14 protein-coding genes are annotated in these 16,345 nt (G+C 67.7%); 5 read left to right on the top strand and 9 right to left on the bottom strand.

Features of this window, described 5'->3' with window-relative positions; all coding sequences use genetic code 11:
- Positions 1-45: 45 nt before the first annotated feature.
- Positions 46-1,116, top strand: coding sequence for a GNAT family N-acetyltransferase (locus EER34_RS07170; protein ID WP_127473814.1), 1,071 nt, complete (start codon positions 46-48; stop codon positions 1,114-1,116).
- Here the strand turns inward: EER34_RS07170 and EER34_RS07165 are convergent.
- A complete protein-coding gene (locus EER34_RS07165; RefSeq protein WP_127473813.1) occupies positions 1,105-2,211 on the bottom strand; it encodes a DegT/DnrJ/EryC1/StrS family aminotransferase in 1,107 nt (368 codons plus the stop codon). The genes EER34_RS07170 and EER34_RS07165 overlap by 12 nt on opposite strands.
- A gap of 275 nt (positions 2,212-2,486) precedes the next feature.
- Here EER34_RS07165 and EER34_RS07160 point away from each other — a divergent pair, with 275 nt between their 5' ends.
- The gene (locus EER34_RS07160; protein ID WP_164743479.1) at positions 2,487-3,449 is read left to right on the top strand and encodes a glycoside hydrolase family 16 protein; all 963 of its coding nucleotides are present in this window, start codon (positions 2,487-2,489) and stop codon (positions 3,447-3,449) included.
- 53 nt (positions 3,450-3,502) lie between these two features.
- Here EER34_RS07160 and EER34_RS07155 read toward each other — a convergent pair whose 3' ends face one another.
- From EER34_RS07155 to EER34_RS07140, 4 genes are all read right to left on the bottom strand, one after another.
- Positions 3,503-4,633 (bottom strand): DegT/DnrJ/EryC1/StrS family aminotransferase, encoded by a 1,131-nt coding sequence (locus EER34_RS07155; RefSeq protein WP_127473811.1) that lies wholly within the window; start codon positions 4,631-4,633, stop codon positions 3,503-3,505.
- On the bottom strand, positions 4,630-5,631 hold the full coding sequence (locus tag EER34_RS07150) for an SDR family NAD(P)-dependent oxidoreductase (RefSeq protein WP_127473810.1): 1,002 nt from the start codon (positions 5,629-5,631) through the stop codon (positions 4,630-4,632). The genes EER34_RS07155 and EER34_RS07150 overlap by 4 nt, the downstream gene beginning before the upstream one ends.
- A complete protein-coding gene (locus EER34_RS07145) occupies positions 5,628-6,686 on the bottom strand; it encodes a Gfo/Idh/MocA family protein (RefSeq protein ID WP_127473809.1) in 1,059 nt (352 codons plus the stop codon). Before EER34_RS07145 ends, EER34_RS07150 begins: the two co-directional genes overlap by 4 nt.
- Positions 6,687-6,769: 83 nt before the next feature.
- The gene (locus EER34_RS07140; RefSeq protein ID WP_127473808.1) at positions 6,770-8,311 is read right to left on the bottom strand and encodes a glycosyltransferase family 39 protein; all 1,542 of its coding nucleotides are present in this window, start codon (positions 8,309-8,311) and stop codon (positions 6,770-6,772) included.
- Between the two features lie 122 nt (positions 8,312-8,433).
- On the opposite strand from EER34_RS07140, the gene EER34_RS07135 reads away from it, so the two are divergent.
- Both EER34_RS07135 and EER34_RS07130 read left to right on the top strand, forming a co-directional pair.
- Positions 8,434-9,633 (top strand): GNAT family N-acetyltransferase, encoded by a 1,200-nt coding sequence (locus EER34_RS07135; RefSeq protein ID WP_127473807.1) that lies wholly within the window; start codon positions 8,434-8,436, stop codon positions 9,631-9,633.
- Between the two features lie 89 nt (positions 9,634-9,722).
- Positions 9,723-11,198 (top strand): acyl-CoA dehydrogenase family protein, encoded by a 1,476-nt coding sequence (locus tag EER34_RS07130; protein ID WP_127473806.1) that lies wholly within the window; start codon positions 9,723-9,725, stop codon positions 11,196-11,198.
- A 23-nt stretch (positions 11,199-11,221) separates the two neighbouring features.
- On the opposite strand, the gene EER34_RS07125 is transcribed toward EER34_RS07130, so the two are convergent.
- Positions 11,222-12,118 (bottom strand): GT-D fold domain-containing glycosyltransferase, encoded by an 897-nt coding sequence (locus tag EER34_RS07125; protein WP_164743478.1) that lies wholly within the window; start codon positions 12,116-12,118, stop codon positions 11,222-11,224.
- 146 nt (positions 12,119-12,264) lie between these two features.
- Here EER34_RS07125 and EER34_RS07120 point away from each other — a divergent pair, with 146 nt between their 5' ends.
- Positions 12,265-13,212 carry a glycosyltransferase family A protein gene (locus EER34_RS07120; RefSeq protein ID WP_127473804.1) on the top strand — a complete coding sequence of 316 codons (948 nt, stop codon included), beginning with the start codon at positions 12,265-12,267 and terminating at the stop codon, positions 13,210-13,212.
- Between the two features lie 40 nt (positions 13,213-13,252).
- Here the strand turns inward: EER34_RS07120 and EER34_RS07115 are convergent, their stop codons facing one another.
- Genes EER34_RS07115 through EER34_RS07105 form a run of 3 tightly spaced genes read right to left on the bottom strand, consistent with a single transcriptional unit; the run spans position 13,253 to position 16,336 of the window.
- Positions 13,253-14,299, bottom strand: a complete 1,047-nt coding sequence (locus EER34_RS07115; RefSeq protein WP_127473803.1) for a glycosyltransferase family 4 protein — start codon at positions 14,297-14,299, stop codon at positions 13,253-13,255.
- Between the two features lie 7 nt (positions 14,300-14,306).
- Entirely contained in the window at positions 14,307-15,128 is an 822-nt protein-coding gene (locus EER34_RS07110) for an ABC transporter permease (protein WP_164743476.1), read from the bottom strand.
- Positions 15,128-16,336, bottom strand: coding sequence for an ABC transporter ATP-binding protein (locus EER34_RS07105; RefSeq protein WP_127473801.1), 1,209 nt, complete (start codon positions 16,334-16,336; stop codon positions 15,128-15,130). The genes EER34_RS07110 and EER34_RS07105 overlap by 1 nt, the downstream gene beginning before the upstream one ends.
- Between the last annotated feature and the right edge of the window lie 9 nt (positions 16,337-16,345).

The following is a 16,345-nucleotide window of genomic DNA, read 5'->3' as shown; positions in this document are numbered from 1 at the left end:
CTTGTTGTTCGGTACCTGGTACCGCCGTGTAGAGAGTGGGGTGCGGTGGCTGCGGTCGAGCGAGTGAGCCTCATGGTCGAAGCCCTGCGGGCGCGGATGCGCGGCCTGCGGGTCGTGATCGAGGAGGCGCCGAGCGCAGAGTTCCTCGCCGCCCTCGAGAGCCTTCTGCCTCCCGACGATGAAGTCGCCCGCTTCGTCCATGCGGCACTGGCCGAGCCGACGGGCATCCCCAAGCGAAATGTGGTCGTGCTGCACCGCGGCGAGCCGGTGCTCGCGACGACGCTGCGTGCGAGACAGGACCACTGGGAACTCGCGACGACGACCGTCGCGCCGACTCTGCCGATCCCGTGTCGGGACGGGTTTCTCGAACCTGCGCTCTCGTCGCTCGGACTCCGCATCCTCATCGTGGATCACGTCGGCGACGCGAAGAAGGACTTCACACGACAAGAGCTGCGCCCTTTCGACAGCTATGTCGCGCAGCTCGACGGGTTCGACTTCGACGCCTATTGGCGATCGACGCGCCTCCGCGAGGACATCCGCCGAGCGCAGCGCAAGGCGCCGGACCTCGAGGTCGTGCAGGACGACCTGGCTGCCGTGACGTGGTCCATCGACACGTGGGAGGGCCGTTGGACGGATCATCCGAACGACGAGGCCGGCGCCGCAGACGACCTGCGCGCGGTCTGGCCCGAAATGCTCCGCCGAGGGCGGCTGATGTCGACGGGACTCGTGACGCCTGAGGGAGCACCGGTGGCCTTCAACGTCAACATGGTCGACGGTGACACGCTGGTCGGCCTGATCACCGCACGCGATGTGACCGTCCAAGGTGCGGGGTCCATCGGCACCCTGGCCGCGATCGAGTGCTTCGATGCCGCCCGCAGGGCCGGGCTCGCGAAGGTCGATATCGGCGGCTACCACGACCACTACAAGCGTCGACTGACCCCGGTGGGCAGAACTGCGTACGCGGTCGAGATCGCGCCCCGCATCTTCGCATTCGACACCGTCGCCCGGGTCGAAGGGGCAGCCCGTGCGGTGAAGCGCCGTGCGCGGCGGATGGCGGCGTCGCTGATGCCGCGGCGCTCTCGCCGAGGCGAGACGGCGGATCCGTCAGAGCAGTGACCGCAGCGTCTCGGCGACGTACCGCTGGTCGTCGAGAGTGATCCCTGGATACATCGGCAGACTCACGATCTCTGTCGCCAGCCTCTCTGCGCGTGGGAACCGGCCTTCGCCCTGGGCCAGGAAGCGGAACGCAGGCAAGAGGTGGATGGGCTTGGGATAGTGGATGCCGGCGCCGATGCCGGCTTCCGTCAGACCTGCGAGCACGCGCTCACGGTCGGCCACCCTCACGACGTACAGGTGGAACACGTGCTCGTTGCCGTCGGCGACGACGGGGAGCTGGACGCGCTCGTCACCGTCGAGCAGCTCGCCGTACACGGCGGCCGCGTCTCGCCGCAGCTGATTCCATTCGTCGAGGTGCTCCAGCTTGGCGGAGAGCACCGCCGCCTGAATGCCGTCGAGTCGCGAATTACGGCCGAGGAGACTGTGCTCGTACCTCGCGATCCCGCCGTGGTTGCGGAGCTTGCGGACTGAGTCGGCGAGCGCAGCGTCGTCGGTCATCACCGCGCCTGCGTCGCCGAACGCACCGAGGTTCTTACCCGGGTAGAAGCTCGTCGCGGCCACGTCGCCCAGGCCGCCGGTCATCTCGCCGTTTCGGCGCGCGCCCTGCGACTGGGCCGCGTCCTCGAGGATGAGGATGTCCTCGCCCACGACTGCACGCAGCGCCTCGACCGGCGCCGCCTGACCATAGAGGTGGACCGCCGCCACCGCTCGCGTGCGCGGCGTGAGAGCATCGGCGACGCCCTCGACCGAGATCAGGAAGTCATCCGTGCAGTCGACGAGGACCGGGGTCGCTCCGACTCGGGCCACCGCCTCCGCGGTGGCGGCGAACGTGTTCGCGGGAAGGATCACTTCGGCGCCTGCGCCGACGCCGGCCGCCTCGAAGGCGAGTTCCAGGGCATCCGTGCCGTTTCCGACACCGAGGCAGTGCTCGACCTCGCAGTAGCTCGCGAAGGCGCGCTCGAACGCGTCGGCGGCATCGCCCAGAATGAAGCCGGAGGTGTCGATCACGCGGGCGATCGCGGCATCCGCTTCCGCGCGGATGCGCGCCGTCTGCCAGCCGAGGTCGACGAAGGGTACGGTGCGCCGTGCTGGCATGCAGAAACTCCCTGGGGCTCCGGACGGTTCGAGTTCAGACACTACCGCCCGCGGTCGCGCCTCTGCTTCGCCGATGTACTCCGACGAGGCCCCGAACCGCCGCCAGAGCCCCCGTCACGAGCATGATCTCCCGCGAGCACGCCTCGGTGCCGCGAACCGCGGGTACGATTGTGCGCGGGGATACATGGCTCGGAGGACGCCGGACCGGCGCGCGGGCCATGACTGCAGGTACGGACGATCGCGGCCGGGGGCCGCGCAACCCGGAGGTCCATGACATGCGTCGCGGTGACCCCCGATCCACGCGCTTCACGCGGTCGACTCTGGTCGCCGTCGTGGTCGGCGGGATGCTGTGCGGGTGCGCTGCATCCTCCGGCGGAGCCGCCTCGACCACCGACGGCTCCCCGTCGATGCCTCCTCCCGCTCCCGCGCCCGACTCCTCCACACCCCTTCCGTTCGAAAGCGTCACGGCCGGCACGGGGCTCGTCTGGTCCGACGAGTTCGACACCGACTCCGAGTCACGATGGACGACGTGGAAGCGCATGGAAGGCGCCAGGGGGTGGGGGAACGGGGAACTGCAGAACTACACCACCTCCGACGAGAACTCCTTCGTGTCCGACGGAGCGCTCCACATCGTGGTGAAGAAGGAGCCCACGGTGGATGCGGACGGGATCTCGTCCGAATACACGTCCGCACGCCTGATGACCTACGAGACGTTCCGGTACGGGCGGATAGAGGGTCGGATCAAGATCCCGGTGGGCGTGGGCTTGTGGTCGGCGTTCTGGATGCTGGGTACCGAGCACACCCCCGGCGCACCATGGCCCAGTCGAGGAGAGCTCGACCTGATGGAGTACGTCAATCAAGCCCGTGAACTCAACAGCGGCGTCATCGGCGTGACCGACGCGGACGCGCCATGGAGTTGGGTCAACGCCCTCCCGGTCGACGCTCTGTGGAGCGAAGCGTGGCATGTGTACGCGGTGGACTGGACCTCGGACTCGGTGAGCTACTCGGTCGACGGTCGCGAACTCGGAACCTTCCGCAAGGAAGATCTGGAGACGGGAAACCTCTGGACCTTCGACAACCCGTCCCACATCATCATGAACGTCGCCGTCGGCGGACGCTGGCCAGGCGACGACATCGACGATTCCGCACTGCCGGCTCAGTACCTCGTCGACTACGTGCGCGTCTACGATTCCGAGCTGCGTGACGTTCCGGAGTCGTGGCTCCCCAAACCGCCGTAGAGGGGCCGACCGACCCCCTGCGCTCACGCCGGGCGTTCAGGAGTCCGAGCGGCTCATCCGATCGCGCCCTCGCGGAGGACGACGATCACGCGCTGCTGCTCGTCGGCGGTCATCTGGTGGAACACGGGCAGAATCAGGGTGTTGTCGGTGAGTCGCTCCGTGATCGGGAGATCCACGTCGGTGTCCGCATAGGCGGCCTCGCGGTGAGAGGCCATGATTCCGCGGCGTGCGGAGATGTCGGCCTCGCCGAGGGAGACGAGAAGCTCTTCACGGCTCAGCGGGTACGCGGGCTCGACCTCGACCCAGAAGGACTGGAAGTTGCAGGTTCCGTGCGGCGGATCGGCAACCGCGCGCAGTCCGTCGATATCGTCGATCGCCTCGGCGTAGACAGCGGCGATCTCACGGCGACGGTCGACGACCTCGTCGAGTCGCACAAGCTGTACGCGTCCGACTGCGGCCTGCAGATCGGTCATCCGGTAGTTGAAGCCGATCTCTTCATACTCTTCCTTGGGCGAGACGACGCTCGCATGCCGGGCGGACGCGGACACGCTCATGGCGTGCTCGCGGAGTCGACGAGCGCGCGCGGCCCAGTCGGCGCGCGACGTCGTGACCATGCCGCCTTCGCCGGTCGTCAGGATCTTGCGCGGGTGAAACGACCATGCGGCGATCTCCGCACCGGCACCGACGGGTCGACCCTTGTAGGTCGACCCTGCTGCACACGCGGCATCCTCGATCACCACGATCCCGCGCGGATCGCACAACGCCCTGATCGAATCCAGGTCGACGGGGACGCCCCCCTGATCGACGACGATGACGGCCCGGGTGGTCGGAGTCAGAGCGGCCGCGACGGTCTGGGCAGTGACGTTCCCGGTGAGCGGATCGACGTCTGCGAAGACGGGCCGGGCGCCGACGTACGTGGGTGCGTTCGCCGTGGCGATGAACGAGAACGACGGCACCACGACGTCATCACCGGCGCCCACCCCGGTGACCTTGAGCGCCAGGTGGAGGGCCGTGGTGCAGTTCGAGACGGCGACGGCATGGGCGGCCTGCTGCTTGTCGGCGAACTCCTCTTCGAACGCTGCGACCTTCGGCCCCTGCGCGACCCAGCCTGACTCGATGACGGCGGTGACCGCCTCGACCTCCTCCGCGCCGAGCCAGGGGCGCATGACGTTGATCCGGCTCATGCGCTCTGCTTCGGGAGTGTGCGCCCGGCGGCTATGTCTTCGCGCAGGGGACGCCACCACTCCACGAGCTCCGCGAGACCCTCGTCGAGCCCGGTCGTCGCCCTGAAGCCGAGATCGCGTTCAGCCGACGACGTGTCTGCGAGGCGCCGCACGACGTCGTTCACGACGCGGGCCGGCGCGAATTCGACCGCGAGATCGGAATCCATCACCTTGAGGAGCAATTCGGCGAGCTCGAGCAGGCTCGTCTCTGTGCCGCTGGCGATGTTGTAGACCCCTTCGCGAACGTCGCTCCCGGCCGCGAGGATGTTCGCCCGGGCGATGTCCTTCGCGACGACGAAATCCATCGTCTGCTTCCCGTCGCCGAAGATGATCGGAGGGAGGCCATCCGCAATGCGCTCCATCCAGCGCACGAGAACCTCGGTGTAGAACCCGTGGACGTCCATCCTCGGCCCGTAGACGTTGAAGTAGCGCAGAAGGACGTAGTCGAGGCCGTACATCGCGCGGAAGCTCTTCGCCATCCCCTCGTTGAAGGTCTTGGCGGCGCCGTAGAAGGTGTCGTTGTTGTAGGGGTGATGACGTTCGTTCGTCGGGAACGACTCGGCCATGCCGTAGACCGACGCCGAGGAGGCGGCCACGAGCTTGGCGACCCCGTGCTCGGCGGAGGCTTCGAGCACGTTGAAGGTCGCATCCACCATCGTCTCCAGCGCGAGACGAGGTTCCTCGGCGCACTGCGTGATGCGGATCGCGGCCTGGTGGAAGACGACGTCCTTGCCCTTCACCGTGTCGTGCACCGTGTCGCGATCGCGGACATCGCCCTCGATCAGACTGACCCTGCCCGAAGCCAGGGCGCGGTCGAGGTTCGCGACCCGACCGCGCACGAGGTTGTCCACAACGTCGATGTGCGCGACGCCCGCATCCAGCAGCTGATCGACCAGAGTCGACCCGATCGTGCCGGCTCCCCCAGTGACGAGGACGTCGGCGCCCGCGAGTTCCGTCATGCGACTGTCTCTTCCCTCTCAGCGCCGACCGTGGCCGGAGCACTGTGTGCCTCGAGGCTTCTCGAGGTTGCATCCAGCACTTTCAGTACGCGCAAGGCGGCGTGGCCGTCTGTGCGGGGTGCCCTCTGCTCGCGAATCGCCGCGGCGAACTCGCCGACCATCAGAGACAGCGCCTCGACCTCGGGCAGAGCCGGAACCCAGGTGTCGCCGTATCGGTACGACACCTGGGCGGCTGCGCGCTCGGCGTCTTCCGTCACGGTCACGAAGTCGATGCCCCGGTCGTAGACGCTCACCCGCTGGGTCGGATTCAGGTCGTCCCACACCAGCGTGCGCCGGGTCCCGCCGACGATGAGCTGACGGATCTTGGTCGGGCTCAGCCAATTCGCGTGCACATGGGCGATCACGCCGTCGGCCAGCTGCATCACGAGGTACCCGACGCAGGCCTTTCCGAGCCCCAGCGGATCACCGCCGTGCGCCGAGACCGCCTGAGGGCGAAGTCCGTCGGGAAGGATGAAGTCCAGGATCGAGAGATCATGGGGAGCAAGGTCCCAGAAGACGTCGACATCGGGCTGCACAAGACCGTGATTGATGCGCACCGAGTCCACGAACGTGATGTCGCCGAGCTCTCCCTCATGGATGAGCTCGGCGATCTTGAGAACCGCCGGCGTGTAGCAGAAGGTGTGGTCGGCCATCAGAACGACACCCGCTGCCTCGGCGGCGGCCACCATCCGCTCACCGCTTCCCACGCTGTCCGCGAGGGGCTTCTCGGTCAGGACATGCTTGCCCGCCGCGATCGCCGCGAGCGCAATCGCCTCGTGCGTGCGGGCCGGTGTGGCGATCGCGATGGCATCCACGCCCTCGATGGCAAGCGCCTGTTCGACCGATCGGACCGCGACCGCCGATCGGGTCGTCAGCGCGAGGCGCTCGGCACGCTCGAGGTCGAGGTCGCAGACCGCGGCGACGTGCCAGTCCTGGCTGAGATTGAAATTGCGTACGAGATTGGGTCCCCAATATCCCGCACCGACGACAGCAACGCTCAAACGACCGTCCTGCATGTGCCCCCCTCGACCAGTCCCCGCATCACACCCCGGTTCGACCTTATGGTACGGGAGGCGGCGGCGCGTATCGCGGGCAGATGTCAGCGGGTGAACAGCGTCAGCTTGCTCACCGGCAGGTCGACGACCGCAGTCGGGCGGAACTGCTCCGCCTCGAGGGCCTCGTCCCATTCGCCGCTTCGCTCCCCGGTGGAGACGACCCAGATCCTTTGGACGCCGACGTCGACCTCGAGGTTCTCGGGGGTTGTTCGATCCCCCCACAGCGCGACGGGATTGTCGTGCCCGTGGAAGGTGATGTCGCGCAGACCAGCCGTCTCATCGGGGTAGAGGTCGAACAGCAGATGTGGCTGGTCCCATGGCTCGTCCTCAATGAGCACTCCGTCCCCCTCCTGCCCCTCGTTCTGGAGCGCACGCGCGACATCGGTCCAGTCCGTGCCGTGGGCGGTGTCGTCGCGCATCGCGAGATAGGGCGGCGCCGACAAGGCCACCAGCACGCCGACCAGCGCGACCCGCAGCCAGCGGGCGCCCACCGCCGCGACACCGAGTGCTCCAAGCAGCGAGACGGCGGGAACGCACATCGTGAGGTACTCCGGCGAGTAGTAGGGCGTCCCCACGAGGGAGACGGCAACGAGCAGAAGCGACGGCAGGGCCAGCCACACGATGCTCAGCTGGGCGAGTCCGCGGACCACGCCGCCCTGCCGCACGCCTGCCACCGCGCCCAGCGCAGCGAGTCCAAGGAAGACAGCAGCGGTGAGATAGGCGACCCAGCCCGGGTAGGTCGAGTCCACGTGAATCGTCCCCGAGAACCACTGCGTGACGAGCACGCTCTCGAAGATGTCCCACCCGATCGTGTCGATCCACGAGACCTGAGCTCGCTGCTGATAGCCCAGGAGCGCCACGGGCACCGCCGGCAGGGAGCCGGCGATGGCGGAGATCGAGAATGGGACGGCGTGCACGCGCCACGGGCGGTGCAGCAGAACGGCAGTACCGAAGGCGACGACGACGAACGCGGTGAAAAGGAAGGTGAGCAGAGACAGCGCGACGAGCACCCCGACGACGATCCATCGCCACACCCTTCCGCGCTCGAGAGCGAGAAGCAGCGCGAAGGCGAGCCAGGTGACCAGCGCGACCTGAACCCCGGGGGAACGCCCGAGCGTCGCCACCAGCAACGACGCCGGAGTCACGATGAGCAGAATGCCCGCCACGATCCCGACAGTGCGCGAGACGAATCTGCTGCCGATGAGGACGATTCCGCAGACAGCGATCCCGACCGCGATGGCACTCGGCACACGGAGAGCCACCGCATCCGCCCCGAAGACGGAGAACCATGCGTGCATGGCGGCGTAATAGACGGCGTGGACCGCATCCATGTTGGCCGACACCATCGCCCACAGTGCCCCCGGCGACCGGGTCGCAATCGATATCGTGACTGCTTCGTCGCCCATCAGCGACGGGTCGTCGATCCGCCATACGCTCACGGCGACGGCGATCGCGCCGAGCGCGACGGCCCACGGCCATGGGCGCGGATCGGGGGCCGGCTGAATTGTGAACCGCATCCGCTCCCCCAGGTGCTCGGTCGTGGCCCGTGAACCCCACGACTCAGTGCCGACGCCTGCGCGCGGCACCCATCTGGCGCCATGCTAGGCCGTGGCGGCGCGCACTCGGTCGAAACAGCCCTCGCAGCTAGGCTTGAGGGCGGGGACGACGCGTCGGGACGGGCAGTCGACGCGGCAAACGGAGGACGACCATGCGGCCGAAGCTGCTCAGACTAGCCGACCTGACCGAGTCGGACTTCACGCGGTGGTCGGCCCTGTCGCAGCGCGCCGCCGAGGCGAACGCCGCGCTCGATCCGCGCTTCCTGGCGCCGGAACGCCTGGGCGAAGAAGGCGGCCACCTCCTGCTGGTCGCCGAAGAGGGCGACAGGTGGTTCGGGCTGCTCCGGGTATTCCCGACCGAGGCCCCCACAGTGCCGAGCCTGCAGGGGTACGGCACGTGGGATCCGCCAGTGGCCGGTCCCAGTCATCCCGTCCTCGACAGAGACCGTGCGACGGAGGCCCTCGCAACGATCGCCCGAGGGGTTCGTTCACACCTGCGCAGCGGGTATCTGACTCTTCGCGGATACCCCGCGACCGGTCCGCTCGCCGACGCGCTTGCGGGACTGCGACACCAACGCGCGACCCGGGCGCGCGTGCTGGGAACCCACTCCGCGGCATGGGCGTACGCACTGCCGGGCGCGACGCCGCCCCCGGCGGGTCAGCTGATCCTGCCCGCAGACATCGATCCCGAATACCGCAGCTACAGCTCGCGCAGGGTCCTTCGCACGAGCGCCCGCCGGTTGGCGGAGGCTGCCGGTGGACCGCTCACTCTGCACGACGCCACGGCCGATCCTGCGGCGATCGATCGATTCGTGGCGATGCAGGCATCGGGCTGGAAGGGGAATCAGGACCACGGCGGGACGGCGGTGGCCCTCGACGACCGCACCGAGCAGGCGTTTCGCGACAAGGTCGAGGCGTTCGGCGTCTCCGGCGATCTCAAGGTCCTCGAGCTGTGGGCCGGCGCCCGATGCGTGTACTCGACCGTCGTGTTCGTCGCGGGCGGCGTGGCGGTGGGCTACCTCGACGCGTACCAGCACGAGTTCGGCCGCTTCTCGGCGGGCAGCCTCGCGCGGACTGCCGTGTGCGCGCATCTGCGAACTGTGCCCGGAATCGAGGGGATGAATCCCGGCATCTACGACCAGTACCCCGAGGCCTCGAAGATCTATCCGGACCGGCGGGAGTTCCTCGACGTGGTGATCGGGGCGGGAATCGTGCCGTCTGCGGTTGTGGGGATGCTCCCCCGGGCGGAGCGATCCTCGGTCGTGCGCAGAGGGCTCGCACTCGTCGTCCAGGCAGAGCGCTTCGCGATGCGCGCGACGGGAGCGCTCCGGCGCCGCCTGGGACGGGTGTGACTCGCGGAAGACACCCGGGCCTGCCGGTGCCAGAATGAACTCCTGGCCGTGCTTCGCGATCCTGGGGCGACGCTAGCAAGGGGGACGACATGACGACCGACGCGCTCATTGCACTTGTGGCGGTGATGATGGCGGTGCTGCTGCTCATCGCGATCGTGGCCGCGACCGCGGTCGGCCTGCTGCTCTGGCGGCGCTGGCGACGCAATCACCCGAAGGAAGCCCGCGCCGCGAAGCCGACTGCCGCGCCGGCACCGGGGCCGGGGCCGGCGGGGACTCCCGTCGCAACGATGCGCCGGGATGCTCCAGCCCCGCTGAGCACCGAGACCGTACCGAAGGGCGACGCGCCTGCCGACGACGAGCGAATCCTCGCACTCGGGCTCGAAGAGCCCACGTCGATCGAGGCCGTGCTGCGCAACCTGCAGACGGTGAAGCCGCTTCTGAAGGCAGAGGCGGCAGAGAGCGATCGGATCGGCCGCACGACACCGCTGGCGGGCCGCGCGCTTCGGGCAAGCGGTCTCTACCGGTGGGGCTTCCCCGCAAACAGGGGCGGCCTCGGCGCGACGTATGCCGAGAGGCTCGAGGCAGTCACACAGATCGCACGGATCGACGCTGGCATGGCGTGGGTCGTTCACTGGATCAGCGCCCACGGCGAGCTCACCCGACGGCTCGATGACGAGGCCTTCGCCGAGCTCTACCCGAGCACTGATCTGCCGACCGTGTTCTCGGCCACCCCGCTCGCCCGTGCCACTCTCACCGAGGGCGGCACCATTCGCATCGACGAGGCGAAGTGGCGGCTCGGCAGCGGCGGATACCACGCGGACCGCTGGCTGGCCGGGGTGAAGGTCTGGGATGCCGCGGGCAAGCCCGTGATCGACGAGACGACCGAGGAGCAGCTGTTCCTCGGGGTCTGGCTGCCGGCGGACAAGGTCCGTCAGGCGGACGATTGGAACCCTCTGGGAATGCGGTCGACCGGGAGCGCCACGTACTACCTCTCCGAGCCGATCGAGATCCCCCGCCGCTGGAGCTTCAATGCCGGCGCCGAGGTGCGGCCGTACTTCTTCCCCTTCATGGGGGTGATGACAGGTGCGGCTCAGCACCTCATCGACCTCACTCTCGAGACGCTGCGTTCGAAGCGCGCAGCGGGCATCGCCGTGGGCGCACATGACATGTCCCGACTCACCGAGGCGATGGCCTCGCTCGACATGCTGGTCTTCAGCCTCCGCGGTTATGCCGGCTATCTCGACTCGGTGGCGGCGGAACGCCCCAGCGGTGTGCTCACGAAGGCCGAGCTGGCGTGGGTCCACACTGTCGGGATGCCCGTGCGGTCTACCGTCCTCAACATCCGCGACGTGGCCGCAGACATCTACGGCACCGGTTTCGTGTCGGCGAATTCCGAGTTCGGACGCGTGCTCCGTGACATCCAGGTCGCGCTCGCGCACGCGTGGTTCCGCCTCTCCGACACTCAGGCGGACCGGAGCTGGCGGGTCAGCCTGATGCTCGACGATCCGACGATCGTCCCGCTCTGGGACGAGAGCTGGCCCTTCGATCATGCCCTCGAGAAGTGAGCCCCTCCGTCGGGCGGAGCAGGTCAGTCCGGGCGGAAGAAGATCTCCCCCGCGGCTGATCTGCCAGTCCGCCACCATTCGTACGACTTGGAGATGTGGCCCAGATCGAGAGCCCGGTATCCCGCGCGGTGAAGATCGTACGCAAGGACCGTCGCCGTCGGTCCGAGGATGGCGATCACGAGGCTCCCGGGTGGAGACTCCAACGTCCGACTCAGGATGTCGTCGTAATGCTCGAACGCGTCACTGCTCGGGGCGACGATGTGGGTGACCGTGGAGGCATTGCCGAACAGGTCATGGCGGTAGCCGTCGAAGATGCCCTCACCGTGGACGATCACGATCCGTTCGCCGTCCCAGATGCGCCGGCACTTCTCGAAATAGCTCTCGCGGTCGAAGGCCTCGCCGAAGGTGCTGTGGGCCAGCGACACCTCGGTCGCCGCGTAGGTGGTCCCGGTCTTCAGGTAGGGATTGAGGATGCGGCGCAACCGCGGCGCCGAACGCAGGCAGTACTCCCACATTCCTTCGGACAGTTCCGAGCTCAATTCATAGGTGAAGCTCGGGATCGCGACCAGCAAGTCGGGCTCGTCTGATCGGAGAACCTCTTCCAGACGCCGGGTGAGCTCGGAACCCGGCTTCTGAAACAGTTCGAACCCGCCCGCCATGGTCCACAGATCGCCGCCGCCGAAGCGGGCGATCGACTTGCCCCCCACGAGTGCGTCCAGAGTCTGGTCGACCGTCATGATCACCGGCGCTTCGGACATCTGGGTGCGGTAGATGGTCCGCTCGAAGACAACCCGCTGCTCGGCGAGCGCTGACTCGACGATCGCCCGCTGACTGAAACGCGAGCGAGCCCACTCGATGAACCGCTGCCGACGTGCCCGCCCCGGAATGAGGTTCGCCACAAGAACAAGGAAGTAGTACATGGCAGCCATCCCCTCGCCGCACTAAATGTACCCCCGCGATCAGGCACAGGGGCCGTTCCCGCTCGCGCAGTCTCACGGCATACCCGATTCCTCCGCGCTATCCTCGATGAGTCGCCTCGGCGACCGACACTCGGGCGGGGGATGAAGTGCCGGATCAAGGCCACCAGCGCGCTCCAGGAGCCCCGGCGGACGATGCATCCCTCCCGCTCGTGAGCGTTGTCGTGGCCACCAACCGGGTCAGCCCGTTCCTCGCGGCGGCACTCGAATCCTTGGCCGATCAGACGCATCCCCGCGTCGAGGTCATCGTCGTCGACGACGGGTCGCCCGACCCGGAGGCGATCGAGGCGACCGTCATGGCGGCGACCCCTTCTGCGCGCATCCTCCGCCGCTCTCCCGCTGGCGTGTCCGCGGCTCGCAACGCAGGCGCGTCCGCGGCGACCGGCGAACTCTTGGTCTTCTTCGACGACGATGATCTCTCCGCGCCTGAGAGACTCTCCCGCCAGGCGACGCGACTGAGTTCCACTCCGGCAGCGGTCGCCTGCTATTGCGGCATGAGAACGATCGATGCCGAAGGCCGTGTACTGGTCGAGGCGGATCAGACAGCCGTCCGCGACAGGCTCGACGTCGCGCGACGGCGCACCGGCATCCTCCTCGGCAACCTGATGGTCCGTCGCACCGAGTTCGAGGCTGTCGGCGGATTCGACACCAGCCTGACGCTCGCGGAGGATCTGGACCTCGTCCTGAACCTCTCGGAACGTGGCGACTTCGTTTTCGAGCCCGAGGCACTCTTCGACTATCGCCTGCATGGCGGGAACAACACGTCCCGGCACCGCGAGCTGACCGCGTCGATCGACCGCATCGTGCGCACCCATCGCTCGCGTGCCCAGCTCGTCGGCGACTCCGCGCTGGCCGATGCCCACAGCGAGAGCCTTCGCGCCAACGCTCGATTCGCCTGGTGGGGGGCCATGCGACACGCCCGCGGGGAGGTGCGCGCAAAGCGCTGGGGCCCGGCACTGTCCGACGCCTTCTGGGCGGCACGCATCGCGCCGTCGGCTCCGTTCGACGCCGTCGGACGGCGCCTACGCCGGCGGTGAACCGCGCCGCCGCGACAGTAGCCGGCGAGCCACTCCGAGTTCAGCCCTCGCGGCGGTAGAGCGTCTCGTATCGGTCTACCACCGACGAGAGAGTGAACGCGTGCGCCCTATCGGCGCTCGCGATCGACAGTTCGGCACGCCGGGCGTCGTCGGTGAGCAACCGCAGCAGGGCGGCACCGATCACGTCCAGCTCGCTCAACACTCCGGCGCGCCCCTCGTCGGTGACGTACCGCGCGCCCACGTTCGGGGTCGCGACGACGGGAAGGCCGCAAGCCATCGCTTCGGCATACGGAATGCCGAAGCCTTCGTACTCCGACGGCAGACAGAACACCCACGCGCGCTGGTAGGCCTGCACGAGTTCGGCGTCGCTGAGAGCGCCGAGAACAACGACTCCCGGTCCGGCGTCGGCGGGAGCGTCGCGGCAGACCATCTCGAGTCGGGCGTCGGGGAGCGCCGGGAGCACGTCGCGCTGGAACGCGTGGGCCAGCGCGCTGCCGCGCTTGCGATTGCCCCACGTTCCGACGAAGAGGATGGTCGGCGACGCGCTTCGCTTGGCCGGGTCTGGCCGGAAGCGGCCGGCGTCCACGCCGTTCGGGATGACGCGCCGCACCCACGGCATCCACCGCCTCGTCTGCGGCGAGACGGCCACGGTGACGTCTGCAACGACGGATGCGAGCACCTCGGTGAGGCCGAGGAGCAACATCCGCAGCTTCTCCTTGAACCCAGGGATGCGCCGCGCCTCTTCGAATCCTGTGCCGTGCATGGTGCGAACGTGGACCGGCACGCGACGACGCCACAGCCAGTAGTCGTCGCCGTGGGCGTGGATGACGTCGTAGCCGGAGTAGTCGACCCGGCGCAGGGCGAGGGCGAAACGGAAGGTCCGCAGACTGCCGGCGAGCCGCAGCTCGCGGTGACCGTACAGTGCGCCCTCGACGGGCGGGCACGCCGAAAGCATGTCGACTCGATGGCCACGGCGGGCAAGCTCGTTCGCGAGCTCGTGAGCCTGATAGCCCACGCCGATCTTGCTGCCGCTGGGAAGGTAGTACGAGATCATGGCGATCCGCAGCGGCCGGGTCGAAGCGCTCATGGGCTGGTCAGATGACGTCGGCGAAGAGTCGTTCGTTGCGCTGGAACGACAGGACGCCGAGAGTGATCGACACGAGTGCTGCGACGGCGAGAGCCAGCACCTGCCACAGCTGGGGCGCACTCTGTCCCAGCAGCGACCACCGGTACGCCTCCATGAGCCACGTAATCGGGTTGAGGTTGAAGAGCCACTCAAGTCCGCTCTCGTCGACAGCCTCCATCGAGTAGGCGATGGGCGAGGCGTACATGAGGATCTGCATGAACCACGGCAGGAAATACTGCACATCGCGGTACTTCACCATCCACGACGACGCAGCCAGGCCCAGGCCCAGGCCCAGCAGCACCGTCATGACGACCCACACCGGGAGGAGAAGGATCGGCCACCCCGGGTTGATGCCGAAGACGAACAGCAGCACGACGAAGAGACCGAAGCTGACGGCGAAGTCGAGCAGGATCGGGATCAGCACCGACAGCGGCACGATGATGCGCGGGAAGAAGACCTTCTGAACCAGCGCGAGGTTTGCCACGAGCGAGGTCGACGCCCGGTTGACGATGTTGTTGAAGAGCGACCAGGCCATCTGACCCGCGAAGGCGAAGATGAAGTAGGGCACGCCACCGCTCGGAAGCTGCGCAATGCCGCCGAACACGATGGTGAAGACCCCCGCAGCGACGAGCGGCTGCACGAACACCCACGCGACGCCGACGGCCGTCTGGCGGTAGCGCAGCAGGATGTCCTTCTGCCCGAAGCGCCAGAAGATCTCGCGCGCGGCCCAGACCTCGCGCCAGTTCGGCATGTTGAATCGGCCGGGAGGCTCGATGATCGTGCGAGACATCACGCCGCCTCGTAATCGAAGTCCGCGAGCACCATGCCGTGTGAGAGCGCTTCTTCGCCCGCGAGCTCGGGGTAGGGGCTGTGCTCGACGACTTCGATGACGTCGGCGCCCTCCCACGCGTCGTGTACGCCCGCCTGGCACACGAACATGTCGACGGTGTAGCGGCCCGGCTTGAGCCACAGGTTCTTGATCCGGAGGCGACCCGCCTGATCTTCCTCGGGGTCGAACCAGTGCCCCGTGAGCCGCGAGTCGCACTGAGCGACGACCGCGCCGTTGACGTCGGTGATGTGCGCCGACACGAAGTACTTGCCTATGAGCGACGGGTTCTTCCCGACGTTGAACTCGATGACCTTCTCGTCGGCTGGTTCCTGGGTCTGCTCCGTCACCGCCACCCGGGTGAGCCGCAGCCATCCGGTGCCCGGTCGGGACGCGGCATCCTGCTGCTCGGTCTGGAACTTCTCGAACGTGTCGCGGTACCGCGACATCGCCCCCTCGACCGATCCGTGGTACCCGAGCTGCCCCTTGTCGAGAAAGAGAGCCGACGTGCACAGCGCGGTCACCGTGTTCATCTGATGGCTGACGTAGAGCACGGTGCGACCATCCCGGGCGACGTCGCGCATCTTCGCCAGCGACTTCCGCTGGAACTCGGCGTCACCGACGGCGAGCACCTCGTCGATCGCGAGGATCTCGGTCTCGAGGTGCGCCGCCACCGAGAAGGCGAGGCGCACGTACATTCCGGACGAGTAGCGCTTGACCGGCACGTCGAGGAACTTCTCGACGCCGGAGAAGTCGACGATCTCGTCGAACCTGCGCTTGATCTCCTGGCGGCTCATGCCGAGGAGGGCGCCGTTCTGGAAGATGTTCTCGCGCCCGGTCAGCTCGCCCGAGAATCCGGTGCCGACCTCGAGGAGTGAACCCACACGACCACCGAGGCTGATCGTTCCCGTGGTGGGCGCGGTGATTCGCGTGAGCAGCTTGAGCAGTGTGCTCTTGCCCGCGCCGTTGCGTCCGACGATGCCCACGGCCTCGCCGCGGGGGATCTCGAACGTCAGGTCTTTCAGCGCGTCGAAGTCTTCGAAGTGGGTGCGCGTCAGGGGATGGCGGATGCGGTTGAGGACGGCGGAGGTTATGCGATCGACTCGCTCGCCCGCCACCTGGATTCGGTACGACTTCGACAGGTGTGAAACGCTGATCGCAGAGTCAATCATCCGGCTCCT

Source organism: Microbacterium sulfonylureivorans (assembly GCF_003999995.1).
Classification (GTDB): Bacteria; Actinomycetota; Actinomycetes; order Actinomycetales; family Microbacteriaceae; genus Microbacterium; species Microbacterium sulfonylureivorans.
This window is presented reverse-complemented; position numbering and strand designations above follow the sequence as displayed.

Coding starts and splice junctions, on each gene's coding strand:
- EER34_RS07165 (WP_127473813.1), bottom strand. CDS start 2,211: ATGCCAGCACGGCGCACCGTACCCTTCGTCGACCTCGGCTGGCAGACG.
- EER34_RS07160 (WP_164743479.1), top strand. CDS start 2,487: ATGCGTCGCGGTGACCCCCGATCCACGCGCTTCACGCGGTCGACTCTG.
- EER34_RS07155 (WP_127473811.1), bottom strand. CDS start 4,633: ATGAGCCGGATCAACGTCATGCGCCCCTGGCTCGGCGCGGAGGAGGTC.
- EER34_RS07150 (WP_127473810.1), bottom strand. CDS start 5,631: ATGACGGAACTCGCGGGCGCCGACGTCCTCGTCACTGGGGGAGCCGGC.
- EER34_RS07145 (WP_127473809.1), bottom strand. CDS start 6,686: ATGCAGGACGGTCGTTTGAGCGTTGCTGTCGTCGGTGCGGGATATTGG.
- EER34_RS07135 (WP_127473807.1), top strand. CDS start 8,434: ATGCGGCCGAAGCTGCTCAGACTAGCCGACCTGACCGAGTCGGACTTC.
- EER34_RS07130 (WP_127473806.1), top strand. CDS start 9,723: ATGACGACCGACGCGCTCATTGCACTTGTGGCGGTGATGATGGCGGTG.
- EER34_RS07125 (WP_164743478.1), bottom strand. CDS start 12,118: ATGTACTACTTCCTTGTTCTTGTGGCGAACCTCATTCCGGGGCGGGCA.
- EER34_RS07115 (WP_127473803.1), bottom strand. CDS start 14,299: ATGAGCGCTTCGACCCGGCCGCTGCGGATCGCCATGATCTCGTACTAC.
- EER34_RS07110 (WP_164743476.1), bottom strand. CDS start 15,128: ATGTCTCGCACGATCATCGAGCCTCCCGGCCGATTCAACATGCCGAAC.
- EER34_RS07105 (WP_127473801.1), bottom strand. CDS start 16,336: ATGATTGACTCTGCGATCAGCGTTTCACACCTGTCGAAGTCGTACCGA.